The sequence below is a fragment of the Rhizobium sp. R634 genome (genome assembly GCF_002211305.1).
GTDB lineage: Bacteria > Pseudomonadota > Alphaproteobacteria > Rhizobiales > Rhizobiaceae > Rhizobium.
In genome coordinates this window covers 96,309-111,318 of record NZ_LOKW01000005.1, presented here as the reverse complement: position 1 = coordinate 111,318, position 15,010 = coordinate 96,309, and the positions used below count along the sequence as shown (strand labels likewise).

Annotated in this window: 17 protein-coding genes and 1 pseudogene; all 18 read right to left on the bottom strand. The window is 62.4% G+C overall.

Annotated elements, in window-relative coordinates; all coding sequences use genetic code 11:
- Nucleotides 1-3: 3 nt before the first annotated feature.
- The 18 genes and pseudogenes from ureG to urtA all read right to left on the bottom strand — a co-directional run bounded on the left by ureG (nt 4) and on the right by urtA (nt 14,971).
- The gene (gene ureG, locus ATY77_RS08770; protein WP_088686999.1) at nt 4-615 is read right to left on the bottom strand and encodes an urease accessory protein UreG; all 612 of its coding nucleotides are present in this window, start codon (nt 613-615) and stop codon (nt 4-6) included.
- 84 nt (nt 616-699) lie between these two features.
- On the bottom strand, nt 700-1,371 hold the full coding sequence (locus tag ATY77_RS08765) for an urease accessory protein UreF (RefSeq protein ID WP_088686998.1): 672 nt from the start codon (nt 1,369-1,371) through the stop codon (nt 700-702).
- Between the two features lie 5 nt (nt 1,372-1,376).
- On the bottom strand, nt 1,377-1,967 hold the full coding sequence (gene ureE / locus ATY77_RS08760) for an urease accessory protein UreE (RefSeq protein WP_088686997.1): 591 nt from the start codon (nt 1,965-1,967) through the stop codon (nt 1,377-1,379).
- Between the two features lie 80 nt (nt 1,968-2,047).
- On the bottom strand, nt 2,048-2,911 hold the full coding sequence (locus ATY77_RS08755; protein WP_088686996.1) for a GGDEF domain-containing protein: 864 nt from the start codon (nt 2,909-2,911) through the stop codon (nt 2,048-2,050).
- 330 nt (nt 2,912-3,241) lie between these two features.
- Complete coding sequence (locus ATY77_RS08750; protein ID WP_088686995.1) at nt 3,242-3,913, bottom strand: TIGR02117 family protein; 672 nt, start codon at nt 3,911-3,913, stop codon at nt 3,242-3,244.
- A 31-nt stretch (nt 3,914-3,944) separates the two neighbouring features.
- Nucleotides 3,945-5,657, bottom strand: a complete 1,713-nt coding sequence (ureC, locus tag ATY77_RS08745; RefSeq protein WP_088686994.1) for an urease subunit alpha — start codon at nt 5,655-5,657, stop codon at nt 3,945-3,947.
- 100 nt (nt 5,658-5,757) lie between these two features.
- Nucleotides 5,758-6,396 carry a Urease operon accessory protein gene (locus tag ATY77_RS08740; RefSeq protein ID WP_190237608.1) on the bottom strand — a complete coding sequence of 213 codons (639 nt, stop codon included), beginning with the start codon at nt 6,394-6,396 and terminating at the stop codon, nt 5,758-5,760.
- Nucleotides 6,397-6,412: 16 nt separating this feature from the next.
- Nucleotides 6,413-6,820, bottom strand: a complete 408-nt coding sequence (locus tag ATY77_RS08735; RefSeq protein ID WP_088686992.1) for a lysozyme inhibitor LprI family protein — start codon at nt 6,818-6,820, stop codon at nt 6,413-6,415.
- A gap of 17 nt (nt 6,821-6,837) precedes the next feature.
- On the bottom strand, nt 6,838-7,143 hold the full coding sequence (locus tag ATY77_RS08730; protein ID WP_010014268.1) for an urease subunit beta: 306 nt from the start codon (nt 7,141-7,143) through the stop codon (nt 6,838-6,840).
- A 10-nt stretch (nt 7,144-7,153) separates the two neighbouring features.
- Nucleotides 7,154-7,405: a DUF1272 domain-containing protein gene (locus ATY77_RS08725; RefSeq protein ID WP_088686991.1), complete on the bottom strand. Its 252-nt coding sequence runs from the start codon at nt 7,403-7,405 to the stop codon at nt 7,154-7,156.
- 9 nt (nt 7,406-7,414) lie between these two features.
- Entirely contained in the window at nt 7,415-7,717 is a 303-nt protein-coding gene (locus tag ATY77_RS08720) for an urease subunit gamma (protein WP_007816043.1), read from the bottom strand.
- Nucleotides 7,718-7,738: 21 nt separating this feature from the next.
- On the bottom strand, nt 7,739-8,560 hold the full coding sequence (locus tag ATY77_RS08715) for an urease accessory protein UreD (RefSeq protein ID WP_088687104.1): 822 nt from the start codon (nt 8,558-8,560) through the stop codon (nt 7,739-7,741).
- Between the two features lie 148 nt (nt 8,561-8,708).
- Nucleotides 8,709-9,404 carry an urea ABC transporter ATP-binding subunit UrtE gene (urtE, locus tag ATY77_RS08710; protein WP_088686990.1) on the bottom strand — a complete coding sequence of 232 codons (696 nt, stop codon included), beginning with the start codon at nt 9,402-9,404 and terminating at the stop codon, nt 8,709-8,711.
- Between the two features lie 18 nt (nt 9,405-9,422).
- Nucleotides 9,423-9,941 carry a hypothetical protein gene (locus tag ATY77_RS08705; RefSeq protein ID WP_088687103.1) on the bottom strand — a complete coding sequence of 173 codons (519 nt, stop codon included), beginning with the start codon at nt 9,939-9,941 and terminating at the stop codon, nt 9,423-9,425.
- Between the two features lie 76 nt (nt 9,942-10,017).
- Nucleotides 10,018-10,773, bottom strand: coding sequence for an urea ABC transporter ATP-binding protein UrtD (gene urtD, locus ATY77_RS08700; RefSeq protein WP_088686989.1), 756 nt, complete (start codon nt 10,771-10,773; stop codon nt 10,018-10,020).
- A 104-nt stretch (nt 10,774-10,877) separates the two neighbouring features.
- Nucleotides 10,878-11,942 (bottom strand): annotated as a pseudogene (gene urtC, locus ATY77_RS08695) (urea ABC transporter permease subunit UrtC); the annotation flags it as partial.
- On the bottom strand, nt 11,939-13,564 hold the full coding sequence (urtB, locus tag ATY77_RS08690) for an urea ABC transporter permease subunit UrtB (protein ID WP_088686987.1): 1,626 nt from the start codon (nt 13,562-13,564) through the stop codon (nt 11,939-11,941). The pseudogene urtC and the gene urtB, both read right to left, overlap by 4 nt.
- A 114-nt stretch (nt 13,565-13,678) precedes the next feature.
- Nucleotides 13,679-14,971: an urea ABC transporter substrate-binding protein gene (urtA, locus tag ATY77_RS08685; protein WP_088686986.1), complete on the bottom strand. Its 1,293-nt coding sequence runs from the start codon at nt 14,969-14,971 to the stop codon at nt 13,679-13,681.
- Nucleotides 14,972-15,010: the final 39 nt, after the last annotated feature.

The following is a 15,010-nucleotide window of genomic DNA, read 5'->3' as shown; positions in this document are numbered from 1 at the left end:
CCCTCAGAGCCCGCCCTGCTCCCTCAGGAAGCTGACGATTGAGCTGACGCCGTCGCCCCGCTTCATGTCGGAGAACACGAAGGGGCGGCTCGCACGCATCCGCGTCGCATCCCGGTCCATTACTTCTAGATCGGCGCCGATATGCGGCGCCAGGTCCTTCTTATTGATGACGAGCAGATCGGAGCGGGTGATGCCGGGTCCGCCCTTGCGCGGGATTTCCTCGCCCTGGCAGACGGAGATGACATAGATGGTGATATCGGCAAGATCGGGCGAGAAGGTCGCCGCCAGATTGTCGCCGCCGGATTCGATGAAGACGACGTCGAGGTCGGGAATGCGCTCGTTGAGCCCGGCGATCGCCTGAAGATTGATCGTCGCATCCTCGCGAATGGCGGTATGCGGGCAGCCGCCCGTCTCCACGCCGACGATGCGGTCGGAAGGCAGGGCCTGCATGCGCACCAGCGCCTCGGCATCCTCGGTCGTATAGATGTCGTTGGTGACGACGGCGACGGAATAGTCGTCGCGCATCGCCTTGCAGAGCTTTTCCGTCAGCGCCGTCTTGCCCGAGCCGACCGGCCCGCCGATGCCGACGCGCAAAGGTCCGTTTCTTGATTTCATCTGTTGCACTCCAATAGGATCCCGATGATAGCGACGCCGGCGGCGCGCGCCACCGTCAAATGACGCAGGTGCTGCTATAATCTTTCACGAGCGGAAGAGCCGCGTCGCCTGCGTCTCATGGCGCAGGCTGGCAATATCGGCCTGTATGGCGGCCGAGCCGAGATCGTCGAGCGTCGAGCCCGCAGCCCGCCGGGCGGCCTCCGCAATCTGCTCCTCAAGGCCGGCAAGGACGGCAACACCATCTCTCTGTCCGGTGACGCCGAGGCGGATGCCCGCCGAAACGGCCTGCGAGGCATAGGCATGCAGGAAGATCGCAATCACCTTCTCAAGCCCAATGCCATGCGCGCCCGCAACCGCTCCGACCGCGATCGGATAAGCAGCCTTATCAGGCAACCTGTCGAAAACGTCGTCCGGCCAGGCCCGCGCCGCCGCGAGGAAGGCGTCGCCGAGCAGCATGGTTTCCTGATGGCGTTCGCGCGATCCGGCAAGCGCCTCGGCGAGTGCCGCGATTTCGGCAAGGCGCGCTGGATCTGCCTGCTGCCTGTGGCTTTCGGCCAGAAGCACGGAATCGTTCCAGGCCGAACCGTGTTCGATCAGCGTGCCGATCCACGCAGCCAGCGAGACCGCATCGCAGACGAGCCCATCGGCCACCGCCCGCTCCAGCCCGCCCGAATAGGCAAAACTGCCAACCGGAAAGGCCGGCGAAAGCCATGCCGCCAGGCGCAGCAATGCCTGCAGTTCACGACCCCCAGTCATCTGCTTCAGTCGTGCTTGTGGCCGTGATGTCCGTGGTCGTGGTCGTGATCATGGTCATGATCGCAGCCCGGCCCATGCACATGGCCATGGTCATGGCCGTGATCGTGTTTATGGTCATGCCCGTGATCGTGGTGGGCATGTCCGTGATCGTGCGAATGCCCACCATGGGAATGATAGGCTCCCCGCGCCGGCTGGAAGGGCTCCTCAATATCGAGCACGGTGGCGCCGAGGCCCTGCAGCATGGAGCGGATGACATGGTCGCGCAGGATGACGATGCGGTCTTCCTCGATCTGGGCTGCCAGATGGCGGTTGCCGAGATGCCAGGCGAGCTCGATGAGATGCATGCGGTCGCGTCCGCGAATTTCGAAGAGCTTCTCGTCGGCCGCAAGGATCTCGATCAGTTCGCCGTCCTCGCGCACGAGCAGGTCGCCATTGGCGAAAAGCACCGGATCCTTGAGGTCGAGCATGACCATCTCGCCATTCTCCAGATGCAGGAGCTTGCGGCGCAGATGCCGCAGGTCATGCGGCAGCTTGACCTGGGCGGTCGGATGGGAAGAAGGGGTTCCGGCGGGAAGATAGGAGGTGACGCGCTGCATGATATGTCCACTTTGCTGAGACGACGACCATGCAAAATAGCCCTTTCCGATGCAAGCACCAATGGTCGGGCTTGCAGCTTTTATATTCCGTAGGCCTGCATCACGTTGTCGCTCCCCTGCCCCCGGCTCTCGGCGTCGGGACTGTTTTCGGAAAGCCCGTGCCAGGCATGATGCAGCCCTTCCCGCTCGTGGACGACCCGGTTTCGCCCGAGCGCCTTGGCGAGATAGAGCGCCCGGTCGGCCAAGGCATAGACCTGCTGCTTGTTGCGCCCGGCGACGAGATCGGCCACGCCGCCGGAAATGGTGATGGCGATATTGTGCCCCTCCGCCAGGATCGGCCCGCCGGCGAGCCTCGCCCGCACCGCCTCGATCCGCTCGAGCCGTGCTTCCAGCGGTTCGCCGGAAACGATGACGCCGAATTCCTCGCCGCCCAGCCGCGCAACGACGGAGAACTCATCGAAGGCGGAGGTCAGCACCGCCGAGACCGCCGTGATGACGGCGTCGCCGCAGGCGTGGCCGAAACGGTCGTTGATCGCCTTGAAGCGATCGACATCGAAAATGACGAGCGAAGCATCCCCTTCGATCCTGTCCAGCGCCTCCGTGAAGGCGCGCCGGTTCAAGAGGCCGGAGAGCGTATCGGTGCGGCTCAGCTTTTCGAATTCCGCCCGCGACAGTGTCAGCTCGCGCATCGTAAACCCCGTCGCCAGCGACAGTACGCCGGAAACCGTGCCGCCGACGAGCCATGAAAAGACGGCGCCGAAGCCGATCGCATGCAGAAGGTTCACCGGCAGCAGCCCGAAAAAGCCGAGCGGCGGTATCGTCAGCGCCATGATGGCGCCTGAGAGAATGACGGCAAGAAAGCTCATCTTCAACGCAAAGACATAGACGTTCCTGCGATATTGAAAATTGCCGAAATCGGCCTGCAGCGACATCCAGTTTCTCATGAGAATCGACCTTCCTGCCCGGCGTTTCAAGGCATTGATAAGAGGCCAATTGCTGCGGGTGTCTTAATCGACTCGTTAAAATTCGAATGGTTTTGGACGATTTGGCGTGCAGATTTTTTCTAGCAGGGGATGCAAGCACCCGATCCCTGAATCGGACAAGGGGGGGAGACAGTGAGATAATTGATATTAAAAGATTTTTCTGGGCTGGACCCCAGGCCTGTTCCAGAATGGTTTACCTGTGGAAAACACAGGTTTCCCCATCGATTTTTACAACCAGACGGGGTGGACCGTTCACAATTGCGTTTACGTCAGGACTGGCCCGCGGCTGCGTCAATTGTAGACACCGAGAGATAATCGCAATGATTGTGGAAGCGGATTCCATAAGCCGGTTCGAAGCCCGGCCGAGCGCAGTGCTGCGGCAGTCCAGGTGTTGCAGCCGAAGAGCGCGTTGAAATATCCCTTGGCCTCGAAGAACCGGTCGATTTCGCCGTAACCTGCATTCCGGATCGGCGCGATCTCTCCCTCGTTGCGGACGAAACTGTCCAACATGAAGCTGCGCAGCCGCGCCAGTTGATTGCTATCGATATCAAAGGCCATCACGGCCGGCTGCGGCTCGGTGATGTGGCCGGCGAGATCCACATGCAGCACCGAGCGGTCGATCGTCAGCGCCCGCAGCACCGGCAGCGGCTTCAGCTCCGACCAGGTCGGCGTTTCCAGATAGAAGGCGCGGCCGCCCCAGCCGACGACGAGCCATTCCGCATTCGGATGGCCGAGCGGAAAGCCGGGATCGTCGAGGAAATAAAATGCGGCCCGTGTTTCCTCGTCGAGCGGAATGGCAATATCGGTATGGATCGGTCCCGACAGAAGCAGAATCCGCTGCGTCGCCGCCGCGGACGAGGCCTTGACCGGGGCAAACAGCGGCCGGGGAATGATGGTTCCGGCCGTCGCCAGAGCGACGAGCAGCAATACGATCCGCAACAGCCAGCGGATGCCTGTTTTCATCGGAGACGTCCGGCCCGCACGGATGATCGGCCTAGAACAGGAAATAGCGCTGCGCCATCGGCAGCACCGTCGCCGGCTCGCAGGTCAGCAACTCGCCATTCGCCCTGACCTCATAGGTCTCCGGATCGACTTCGATCTCCGGCGTCAGGTCGTTGTGGATCATCGATGCCTTGGAAATGCCGCCGCGCGTGTTCTTCACCGCCACCAGTTCCTTGGCGACGCCGAGCCTTCCCTTCAGGCCGGCATCAAGCGAGGCCTGGCTGATGAAGGTGACGGAGGAGTTGGTGAGGCTCTTGCCGTAGGAGGCGAACATCGGCCGGTAGTGCACCGGCTGCGGCGTCGGGATCGAGGCGTTCGGATCGCCCATGGGTGCAGCCGCGATCGAGCCGCCGAGCAGCACCATGTCGGGCTTCACGCCGAAGAAAGCCGGGTTCCAGAGCACGAGGTCGGCGCGCTTGCCGATCTCGACAGAGCCGATCTCATGGCTGAGGCCATGGGCGATTGCCGGGTTGATCGTGTATTTGGCGATGTAGCGGCGGACGCGGAAATTGTCGTTGTCGCCCTTTTCCTCCTGCAGCCGGCCGCGCTGGCGCTTCATCTTGTCGGCCGTCTGCCAGGTGCGGATCGCCACTTCGCCGACGCGGCCCATGGCCTGGCTGTCGGAGGAGATGATCGAGAAAGCGCCGATATCGTGCAATATGTCTTCGGCGGCGATCGTCTCCTTGCGGATGCGGCTTTCGGCAAAGGCGATATCCTCGGGGATCGACGGCGACAGGTGATGGCAGACCATCAGCATGTCGAGATGCTCGGCAATCGTATTGACCGTATAGGGCCGCGTCGGATTGGTGGAGGAAGGGATGACATTCGGCTGGCCGCAGATCTTGATGATATCGGGCGCGTGCCCGCCGCCGGCACCCTCGGTATGGAAGGCATGAATGGTGCGGCCCTTGATGGCGCCGATCGTATCCTCGACGAAGCCGCTTTCGTTCAGCGTATCGGTGTGGATCATCACCTGCACGTCATAGTCGTCGGCGACCGACAGGCAGCAGTCGATCGCACCCGGCGTCGTGCCCCAGTCCTCGTGCAGTTTCAGCGAGGTGGCGCCGGCCAATACCATCTCGGTCAGCGCCCCCGGCAGCGAAGCATTGCCCTTGCCGGCAAAAGCGAGGTTCATCGGGAAAGCATCCGCCGCCTCGATCATACGCTGGAGATGCCAGGGACCGGGCGTGCAGGTGGTGGCAAGCGTGCCGTGTGCCGGTCCCGTGCCGCCGCCGAGCATGCAGGTCATGCCCGACATCAGCGCTTCCTCGATCTGCTGCGGCGCAATGAAGTGGATATGGCTGTCCATGCCGCCCGCTGTGACGATCTTGCCTTCGCCGGCGATCGCCTCCGTGCCCGGGCCGACGATGATATTGACGCCGGGCTGCATATCGGGATTGCCGGCCTTGCCGATCGCCGCGATGCGCCCGTTCTTGAGGCCGATATCGGCCTTGTAGATGCCGGAATGATCGACGATCACCGCATTGGTGATGACGGTATCGACCGCGCCGTCCGCCCGCGTCACCTGGCTCTGGCCCATGCCGTCGCGGATCACCTTGCCGCCGCCGAACTTCACCTCCTCGCCATAAGTGGTGAAATCCTTCTCGATCTCGATGAAGAGCTCCGTATCGGCAAGGCGCACCTTGTCGCCGGTGGTCGGTCCGAACATGCCGGCATAGGCGGCGCGCGAGATCTTATAGGGCATCCATCAGGCTCCGTAGGAGGAAGAGACAGAGCATGATGCCGAAAAGTGTGTGCGGTTTTCGGACGACATCATGCTCTAACTCTTTAATTTAGAACAGGATTCAGATTTTAGGCCAACCGGGCCTAAAATCATCCTGTTCTAGCATCTTTCCGCCGAGCCGCCTGAGGCGGCCAGCGGCAATATAACCATCGACAAGCTGCCGTTCGGCGGCAAAAGGGTGCCATTCCCAGCCGGCATGACCGAAGCCGGCCAGCGCCACCTCTGCCTCGGCATATTTGCTGAGCACCTCGGCGATGACGATCATGCCGCTGCTCGGCACGACATAGGGCGCGGGCGCAAAGGCCGAAAGCGAAGCATCGACGGCCTCGTGGACCGACTTGTCGATCACCACATGCCTCTTGCCGGTCTCCGCGCAGAAGGCGCCGAACGCCTCCGTATAATCGTCGCAGAAATCGTCGAGTTCCGGATGTGAGACGGCAAGCGGCGCCCGCATCGCGGCGAATTTCTCCGGATCGCGCACGCTCCAGATTTCGCGGGCCGAGACGATGCCGGGATGAGCGCGCCACTCCGGCGAGCCGAGCATCGCCTTTGCCGGCCGTCCGGTATTGCAGACCGCGACGGCGTCCGTGCGGCTGCCGCCGGCGCCGTAGGAGCGGCAATCGTTGAAGCGGATGACGAAATCGGCCGCATCGATGATGCCTGCCTCTCTCTCTCCAACCTCGCCGTTGCCGACGATCACGATCTTCCTGATCACCTTAGTTGCCCATCGTTTCTTCGAGCTCTTTCAGCTCCTTGGTGCGCTTGTCCGTCTCTTCCGCCAGGCATCCGGCAACCAGCATCGGCTCCATCGTGCCGCCGCGGGCTTGAAAGCCGAAGGCGTCGCATTGGGCGTCGCGGTAATCGATCCAGGCGCGCTGCGCTTTCACCAGCGCCTTTTCCGCGCCCTTCATGTCGCCGTCGAGATCCTTGTCGATCGCCACCATGGCGGCGCGGGTCTTCTTGTATTGCTCGTTCAGCGCCTTGTCGGCAGCATCGTGACGCGCCACCTCGCAAGAGGTCATGTCCGATTGCGTCTTGGGGTTCTGGCAATCGATATCCTGGGCGGAGACGTGACCTGCCGTCAGCAGCATCGCCGCCCCGATGAGGAAGATATTCAAACGCATGAATCTCTCCCCTTGTTCTAAAGCTTGCCCATCACCAGCTGGCGAAAGCCGTAGACCTCTCGCTTGCCGGAAAGCGGGATCAGCGTCACCGAGCGCGTCTGCCCCGGCTCAAAACGCACCGCCGTTCCCGAGGGAATATCGAGCCGCTTACCGTGCGCGGCCGCGCGGTCGAAGGAGAGGCCGGCATTGGTCTCGGCGAAATGATAGTGGCTGCCGACCTGCACCGGCCGGTCGCCCGTATTGGAAACCTCCAGCGTCACCGTCGGCGCGCCGGCATTGAGTTCGATGTCGCCGCTTGCGGCAATGATTTCGCCCGGAATCATCTCGTTCTCCTCAAGCTGCCCTGGGCGCGCAGCCCTCGGCCTTCAGCACGCGTTTCGTCGACGCCGGATGTTTGGCGAGCATGGCCGCTGGCCGGATGGGCCTTGCGACGAGATTGCCGCCGCAATTCGGGCAGGCGCCATTCAGCACATTGTCCACGCAATCGGCGCAGAAGGTGCATTCATAGGTGCAGATCCGCGCCTCCATGCTCTCCGGCGGCAAATCCTTGTCGCAGCACTCGCAATTGGGTCTGAGTTCCAGCATTCTATTTCCTCACCTGATCGGTTCGTGCACGGTGACGAGCTTGGTGCCATCGGGGAATGTCGCCTCGACCTGCACGTCGTGGATCATCTCGGCAATGCCTTCCATCACCTGATCGCGGCTGATCACATGGGCGCCGGCCTCCATCAGTTCGGCGACGGGGCGGCCGTCGCGGGCGCCCTCGACGACGAAGTCGCTGATCAAAGCGATCGCCTCGGGATAGTTCAGCTTGACGCCGCGCTCCAGCCGCCGCCGCGCCACCATCGCCGCCATGGAAATCAGCAGCTTGTCTTTTTCTCTCGGAGTGAGGTTCATTGCTTGCCCATCTGCTTCGCTTTAGAGATTCCAGACTTTCGGCACAGGCGCACCATTGCGCAAGGCGGAAATGACCGGGATCAGGATTTTTCTCAGCGTGAAGCCGTCGGCCGCCGCAAGGCGAACGACCAGCTTGTCGCTCCAGGCGCTTGCGCCGCCCATCACCCCCTCGACGAGGGGCCGGACTCTGCCGAGATAGGCTTCCGCCAGCGGCCCGGCATAAAGCAGCGTCGCAAAAGCCACCTGCCCGCCGAGCACCGCCTGGCGCGCTGAGAGCGCCGCAACAGCCTCGGAAAGCCTGAGTTCCTCGGCATGGATCAGCCGGCCCGAGCGGCGGATGCGCCAGCGGTCGCGGAAAAGCCCGGTGTCCACCATCTCGCCCATCGCCTTGCGGCCGAGCAGCACGGCTTCGACCGCCAGAAATTCGGCAGTGTCGTCGAGATCGACATCGAGCCGGCGGAAGAGTGCTGCCCGGTCGAAGAGAATGGTTTCCTGCGGCAGCCAGTCGACACGCGCTCCTGCCCCCGCTTCGATCCGGGTCGTCACCTCGGCGACGCCGGCCGAGGCCTTGTAGATCTTTTCGCAGGCCTGGGTGGTGACGTCGATCTTCGTGCCGGCGCCGGCAACGACGCTCCAGTCCATCCGGTCGCCGCCGGTCAGCCCGCCGGCGGTGTTGATGATGACGGCTTCCATCGAGGCATCGAACGTATCCGGCAGGCGGATCTTCGCCGCCCCCTCCTGATAGAGCTCACGGATGCGCGTACGGCCGTCGAGCAGTTTTGCTGCCAGATGCCCGCGTCCTTCCGCTCTTTGCGGTCGCGTGGCTGTCGCCACAATCGTCATATCGTTCCTTTCGCTCGCGCCGCCGCTTCCATTCAATCGCGCAGATGACGGAAAGGAAGCAATTCCCATGCCGCCTGCGAAGACCGCCAGCCGGCGCGGGAGATGGCAAAGCATTGCGCCGCCTGCCGTAAAAAGCGGCAGCTGCCGGTCAGACGGTCAGATGACGGCGGGCCTCCGGCGTATCCAGCGTCTCGGCCAGTCCTTCATGCACGATCTCGCCGCGATCCATGATGTAGACATAGTCGGCAAGTTCCCGGCAGAAATCGAGATATTGCTCGACGAGCAGGATCGCCATGCCCGTGGAGTCGCGCAGGTAACGGATCGCCCGGCCGATATCCTTGATGATCGACGGCTGAATGCCTTCGGTCGGCTCGTCGAGCACCAGTATCCTCGGCCGCGTCACCATCGCCCGGCCGATCGCCAGCTGCTGCTGCTGCCCGCCGGAGAGATCGCCGCCGCGCCGCGACAGCATCGACTTCAGCACCGGGAAGAGGCTGAAGATATCATCGGGTATGTTGCGGTCGCGGCGGCCGAGGGGCGCAAAACCGGTTTCGAGATTTTCCTTGACCGTCAGCAGCGGGAAAATTTCACGCCCCTGCGGCACGTAGCCGATGCCCTGCTTGGCACGGGCAAAGGGCGGCAGGCCGTTGAGCTTGGTGCCGTTGAAGGTAACGGTGCCGGCCGATAGCGGGTGCTGGCCGGTGACCGCGCGCAGAAGCGAACTCTTGCCGACGCCGTTGCGCCCCAGCACGCAAGTGATCTTGCCCATCTCCGCCTTGATGGAGATGCCGCGCAGCGCCTGGGCGGCGCCATAATGCAGGTTTGCGTTATCGACTGTCAGCATCCGTTCACCCATTCCCCATCAGTTCATCAAGCCGCGCCTCAGCATCTGCAGGGCGTATTCCTGTTCGGTCGTTCTTTCGCCGCCGGCCGCGGCCACATCCTCGGCAATGCCGATCAGTTGCTGGCGCTCCTGCATGTCGAGCGCCTTGATCCAGAGATCCCGGAACCGGCGGATCGGATCTTCGGGACTGGTGACGTTCTTGGATGCCCACTCACCGAAAACCAGCACCTCCTCCATGTCTTCAGGCCGGATGATGCCTTTCATTCGGTTGCGGATGACGTCTTTCGCCGTATCCAGATACATCGGCTTCTCCTGGGCGAGGCAGAAGAAGAAGGCAACCGCAGCAATCGCCGGATCGGCGATGGAAGCCATCGGCGCTGCCTCCGCCTGCTTGCGAAGCTTTCCGCGCTTATAGGCGCCCCGCATCCGCTCGACGGAATCGATGATCTCGCTTCCCGCCTCACGCATCATTTTCAAACGCCAATACCAGACGGCCGCGCCGCTGATCGCCACGACCAGAATGCCGAGAAAAGCCATGATGAAACCCCACAATAAAACCCGCCCGTTTTAGAGCGTCTTCTCCTGTCAGGTTCAAGCCTGGAAGTTGCATTCTTCACCGTCCCAAATAGTTCTCGATCACCTTCGGATCGGAACTGACGAAATCGATCGATCCTTCCGCCAGCACCGAGCCTTCCGCAAGGCAGGTCACCTTGACGCCGAGGTCGCGGATGAAACCCATATCGTGTTCGACGACGACGACCGACCGGGTCTTGGCGATGTCCTTGAGCAGGATCGCCGTCTCCGCCGTCTCGGCATCGGTCATGCCGGCCACCGGCTCGTCGACGAGCAGTAGCTTCGGCTCCTGGGCGAGCAGCATGCCGATCTCCAGCCACTGCTTCTGCCCATGCGAGAGGTTGGCGGCCAGTTCGTCGCGCCGGTGCGTCAGCCGCACCGTTTCGAGAATTTCCTCGATGCGTGCCTTGTCCTCGCCCGAAAGCCGGTAGAACAGCGTCGAAAACACCGCGCGGCGGCGGTTCAGCGCCAGCTCCAGATTGTCCCAGACCGTATGGCTTTCGAAGACCGTCGGCTTCTGGAATTTGCGGCCGATACCGAGCTGAGCGATATCGGCCTCGTCCTTCTTGGTGAGGTCGATGGTGCCGTTGAAGAACACCTCGCCCTCGTCGGGCCTAGTCTTGCCGGTGATGATGTCCATCATCGTCGTCTTGCCGGCGCCGTTCGGGCCGATGATGGCGCGAAGCTCGCCGGGCTCGATGACGATCGAGAGCGAATTCAGCGCCTTGAAGCCGTCGAATGAAACGGAGACGCCGCTGAGATAGAGAACGCTGGTGGGTTTGACGTCGGGGATCATGGGCTTCACTCCGCTGCCTGGATTTTCGGCTCGATGCCTTCTTCCCGCGCCGGCGGCGGCGCACGTTCGGACACGATCTTCCGCTTGCCGAGATAGTGCGAAATCGTGCCGACGACGCCCTTCGGCAGGAACAGCGTCACGGCGACGAAGAGACCGCCGAGAGCAAACAACCAGAACTCCGGGAACAGGCCAGTGAAGATCGTCTTGCCGCCATTGACGAGGATCGCGCCGATGATCGGCCCGATCAGCGTTCCCCGCCCGCCGACGGCCGTCCAGATTACAACCTCGATGGAGTTTGCCGGCGCGAATTCGCCGGGATTGATGATGCCGACCTGCGGCACGTAGAGCGCGCCGGCAATACCCGCCATCATCGCCGAGACGACGAAGGTGAAGAGCTTGAAATGCTCGACGCGGTAGCCGAGGAAGCGCGTGCGGCTTTCAGCATCGCGCACGCCAACTAGCACCTTGCCGAACTTTGACCGCACGATTGCAGACGCGATCGTCAGCGACAGCGCCAGGAAGATAGCGGTCGCGGCAAAGAGACTGGCGCGCGTGCCGTCCGCCTGGATGTTGAAACCGAGGATGTCCTTGAAATCGGTCATGCCGTTATTGCCGCCGAATCCCATGTCGTTGCGGAAGAAGGCAAGCAGCAGAGCATAGGTCATCGCCTGGGTGATGATCGAGAGATAGACGCCGTTGACGCGCGAGCGGAAGGCGAACCACCCGAAGACGAAGGCGAGCAGGCCGGGCACGAGGAGCACCATCAGCGCCGCGAACCAGAACTGATCGAAGCCGTACCAGAACCAGGGCAGCTCCTTCCAGTTCAGGAACACCATGAAGTCGGGCAGGATGGGATCGCCGTAGACGCCGCGTGAGCCGATCTGCCGCATCAGATACATGCCCATCGCATAACCGCCGAGCGCGAAGAAGGCGCCGTGGCCGAGCGAGAGGATGCCGCAAAAACCCCAGACGAGATCGAGCGCCAGCGCCAGCAGCGCATAGGTCAGATACTTGCCGAACAGCGCCATGATATAGGTCGGGATGTGCAGCGGATGGCTCGGGCCGGTCGCGAGGTTCAAGACGGGCACCAGAATGGCGACCGCCAACAGCAGCGCGACGGCGACAGAGATCCTGCGATCGAGAGACCGGAGAAGGAAGGCCGTTATCATGCTTCCACCGCCCTTCCTTTGAGTGCGAAGAGCCCGCGCGGACGCTTCTGGATGAAGAGAATGATGAGGACGAGCACCAGGATCTTGCCGAGCACGGCGCCGGCGAAGGGCTCGAGGAACTTGTTGACGACGCCGAGCGACAAGGCGCCGACCAGCGTGCCCCAGAGATTGCCGACGCCGCCGAAGACGACGACCATGAAGCTGTCGATGATGTAGTTCTGGCCGAGGTTCGGCGAGACGTTGTCGATCTGCGAGAGTGCCACACCCGCCATGCCGGCAATGCCGGAGCCGAGCGCGAAGGTGAAGGCGTCGACCCAGCCGGTGCGGATGCCCATGGAGGAGGCCATGCGCCGGTTCTGCGTCACCGCCCGCATCTGCAAGCCAAAGGCGGAGCGCTTGAGCAGCATCAAGAGCGTCAGGAACACGACCATCGCGAAGACGATGATCCAGAGCCGGTTCCAGGTGATGACGAGCCCGCCGAAATCGAAAGCGCCGGACATCCAGCTCGGATTGCGGACCTCGCGATTGGTCGGGCCGAAATAGCTGCGGATCGCCTGCTGCAGGATCAGCGAAACACCCCAGGTGGCGAGCAGCGTCTCCAGCGGCCGGCCATAGAGATAGCGGATCACCGAACGTTCGATCACCAGGCCGACGAGGCCGGTGAAGAGGAAGGCGGCCGGCACCGCGAAGGCCAGCGAATAATCGGCCAGCGAGGGAAAGGCCGAGGCGATCGTTTCCTGCACGACATAGGTCGTATAGGCGCCAATCATCACCATCTCGCCATGCGCCATGTTGATGACGCCCATGACGCCGAAGGTGATGGCAAGGCCGATGGCCGCAAGCAGCAGCACGGAGCCGAGCGACAGGCCGTACCAGACGTTCTGGACGACATCCCAAAGCGCGAGATCGCGGTTGATGGAGTCGATCTCCGCCTGGATCGCCGGCTTCAGATCGTCAGGCGCGGTCGCCATCGCCGTCGACAGGATCGTCAGCGCATCGCGGCCGCCGCGCGCGGCGATCGTATCGATCGCGGCCTTCTTCTCCTCGATGCCGGCGTCGCTCTTCAGCACCATCACGGCGCGCGCCGCTTCCATCGTGTTTTTGATCTCACCGTCCTTCTCGCTCGAAAGAGCCGAATTCAGGAGATCGAGATTGGCGGGATCGGCGTCCTTGAGCATGCCTTCGGCCGCTGCGAGCCGCGCGGAACGATCCGGGCTCAGAAGCGTCAGCTGGCTCATCATCGTCGTGATCGTGGTGCGCAGCGCATTGTTGATCTTGACCTTCGACATCATGTCGGGGTCGATGTCGGCGACCGCCTCGCCGGTGATCGGATCGGAATAAGTCGGTTCGTCCTCCGTGCCGCCCTGCACGAGAACGGGACCGCCTTCCGAATTGACGTAGAGCTGGCCGTCGCTCAAGCGCTGCAGGATCTGACTGACATGCGAATCCCCGGAAGCGACGAGCGCCCGGATGGCCGCGTCACGCTCGGGAAAGCCGCCGACGCCGAGCGCATCGACAAGGGCGTGCACGTCGTCCTGGGCGCGAAGGCCAGCCGTCGGGAGCGTCAGGCCGGAAAGCATCAGGCAAAATGTCAGAAGAAAAATCTTGATGGCGCGAAACATCTTCTCTCTCGCCTCGATTGTCGCCGGCCTACAGGCGCAGCGGTAAGGACGGAGCTTCCGCCCGGATCGGCTCCGGACGGAAGTCTTCAGGCTGTCAACGGATCGAGAGTTTCCTCAGGAGCCCTTGCCGCCGCACTTGCCGGTCGCGACATTGAAGTTGCCGCAGTTGAGGGGCTTGCGCCAATCGGAGATCAGGTCCTTGGAGTCCGGCAGGTAATCCGACCATTCGTCACCGACGACGGCCGGCGTCTGCTGGACGATTTCGAACTGGCCGTCGGCCTGGATTTCACCGATCAGCACCGGCTTGGTGATGTGGTGGTTCGGCATGACGGTGGCATAGCCGCCGGAGAGGTTCGGAACGGTGACGCCGATGATGTTGTCGAGAACGGCATCGGTGTTGGTGGTGCCGGCGGCCTGAACGGCCTTCACCCAGGCGTTGAAGCCGATATAGGCGGCTTCCATCGGGTCGTTGGTCACGCGTTTGTCGTTCTTGGTGAACGCATGCCATTCCTTGATGAACTTCTTGTTGGCCGGGCTTTCCACGGACTCGAAGTAGTTCCAGGCGGCGAGATGGCCGACGAGCGGCTTGGTGTCGAGACCGGCAAGCTCTTCTTCGCCGACCGAGAAGGCGACGACGGGGATATCGGTTGCCTTGATGCCCTGGTTGCCGAGTTCCTTGTAGAAGGGCACGTTGGCGTCGCCATTGATGGTCGAGACGACGGCGGTCTTCTTGCCGGCAGAGCCGAATTCCTTGATCTTGGCGACCTCGGTCTGCCAGTCGGAGAAGCCGAAGGGCGTGTAGTTGACGAGGATGTCTTCCTTCGGAATGCCCTTGGATTCGAGATAGGCTTCGAGGATCTTGTTGGTCGTGCGGGGATAGACGTAGTCGGTGCCTTCGAGCACGAAGCGCTTCACGCCCTCGGTGTTCATCAGGTAGTCGACGGCCGGAATCGCCTGCTGGTTCGGAGCCGCACCCGTGTAGAAGATGTTGCGCGAGGATTCTTCGCCCTCATACTGCACCGGATAGAAGAGCAGCGAGTTCAGCTCTTCGAAAACAGGCAGGACGGACTTGCGCGAGGACGACGTCCAGCAGCCGAAGACGGCGGCGACTTTGTCCTTTTCGATCAGCTCGCGCGCCTTTTCGGCAAAGAGCGGCCAGTCGGAAGCCGGATCGACGACGACGGCCTCGAGCTTCTTGCCGAGAAGGCCGCCCTTCTTGTTCTGCTCGTCGATGAGCATCAGCATGGCGTCTTTCAGCGTGGTTTCGGAAATCGCCATCGTGCCGGAGAGCGAATGCAGCACGCCGACCTTGATGGTGTCATCGGCAGCGACCGCGCTGTGGAAAGCGGCCGAAGCCGCCATGACGGCGCCGAGTGCTGCGCCGGTAAGAATGGATTTGAGATTCATTTGGTTGATCCCCTCTTTGTTCCGCAACAGGCCGGAAAC

Bases quoted from the DNA above. Each gene is read 5' to 3' on its own strand.
- ureG (WP_088686999.1), bottom strand. From the start codon at position 615: ATGAAATCAAGAAACGGACCTTTGCGCGTCGGCATCGGCGGGCCGGTC.
- ATY77_RS08765 (WP_088686998.1), bottom strand. From the start codon at position 1,371: ATGACTGGGGGTCGTGAACTGCAGGCATTGCTGCGCCTGGCGGCATGG.
- ureE (WP_088686997.1), bottom strand. From the start codon at position 1,967: ATGCAGCGCGTCACCTCCTATCTTCCCGCCGGAACCCCTTCTTCCCAT.
- ATY77_RS08755 (WP_088686996.1), bottom strand. From the start codon at position 2,911: ATGAGAAACTGGATGTCGCTGCAGGCCGATTTCGGCAATTTTCAATAT.
- ATY77_RS08750 (WP_088686995.1), bottom strand. From the start codon at position 3,913: ATGAAAACAGGCATCCGCTGGCTGTTGCGGATCGTATTGCTGCTCGTC.
- ureC (WP_088686994.1), bottom strand. From the start codon at position 5,657: ATGCCCTATAAGATCTCGCGCGCCGCCTATGCCGGCATGTTCGGACCG.
- ATY77_RS08735 (WP_088686992.1), bottom strand. From the start codon at position 6,820: ATGCGTTTGAATATCTTCCTCATCGGGGCGGCGATGCTGCTGACGGCA.
- ATY77_RS08730 (WP_010014268.1), bottom strand. From the start codon at position 7,143: ATGATTCCGGGCGAAATCATTGCCGCAAGCGGCGACATCGAACTCAAT.
- ATY77_RS08725 (WP_088686991.1), bottom strand. From the start codon at position 7,405: ATGCTGGAACTCAGACCCAATTGCGAGTGCTGCGACAAGGATTTGCCG.
- ATY77_RS08720 (WP_007816043.1), bottom strand. From the start codon at position 7,717: ATGAACCTCACTCCGAGAGAAAAAGACAAGCTGCTGATTTCCATGGCG.
- ATY77_RS08715 (WP_088687104.1), bottom strand. From the start codon at position 8,560: ATGACGATTGTGGCGACAGCCACGCGACCGCAAAGAGCGGAAGGACGC.
- urtE (WP_088686990.1), bottom strand. From the start codon at position 9,404: ATGCTGACAGTCGATAACGCAAACCTGCATTATGGCGCCGCCCAGGCG.
- ATY77_RS08705 (WP_088687103.1), bottom strand. From the start codon at position 9,941: ATGGCTTTTCTCGGCATTCTGGTCGTGGCGATCAGCGGCGCGGCCGTC.
- urtD (WP_088686989.1), bottom strand. From the start codon at position 10,773: ATGATCCCCGACGTCAAACCCACCAGCGTTCTCTATCTCAGCGGCGTC.
- urtB (WP_088686987.1), bottom strand. From the start codon at position 13,564: ATGTTTCGCGCCATCAAGATTTTTCTTCTGACATTTTGCCTGATGCTT.
- urtA (WP_088686986.1), bottom strand. From the start codon at position 14,971: ATGAATCTCAAATCCATTCTTACCGGCGCAGCACTCGGCGCCGTCATG.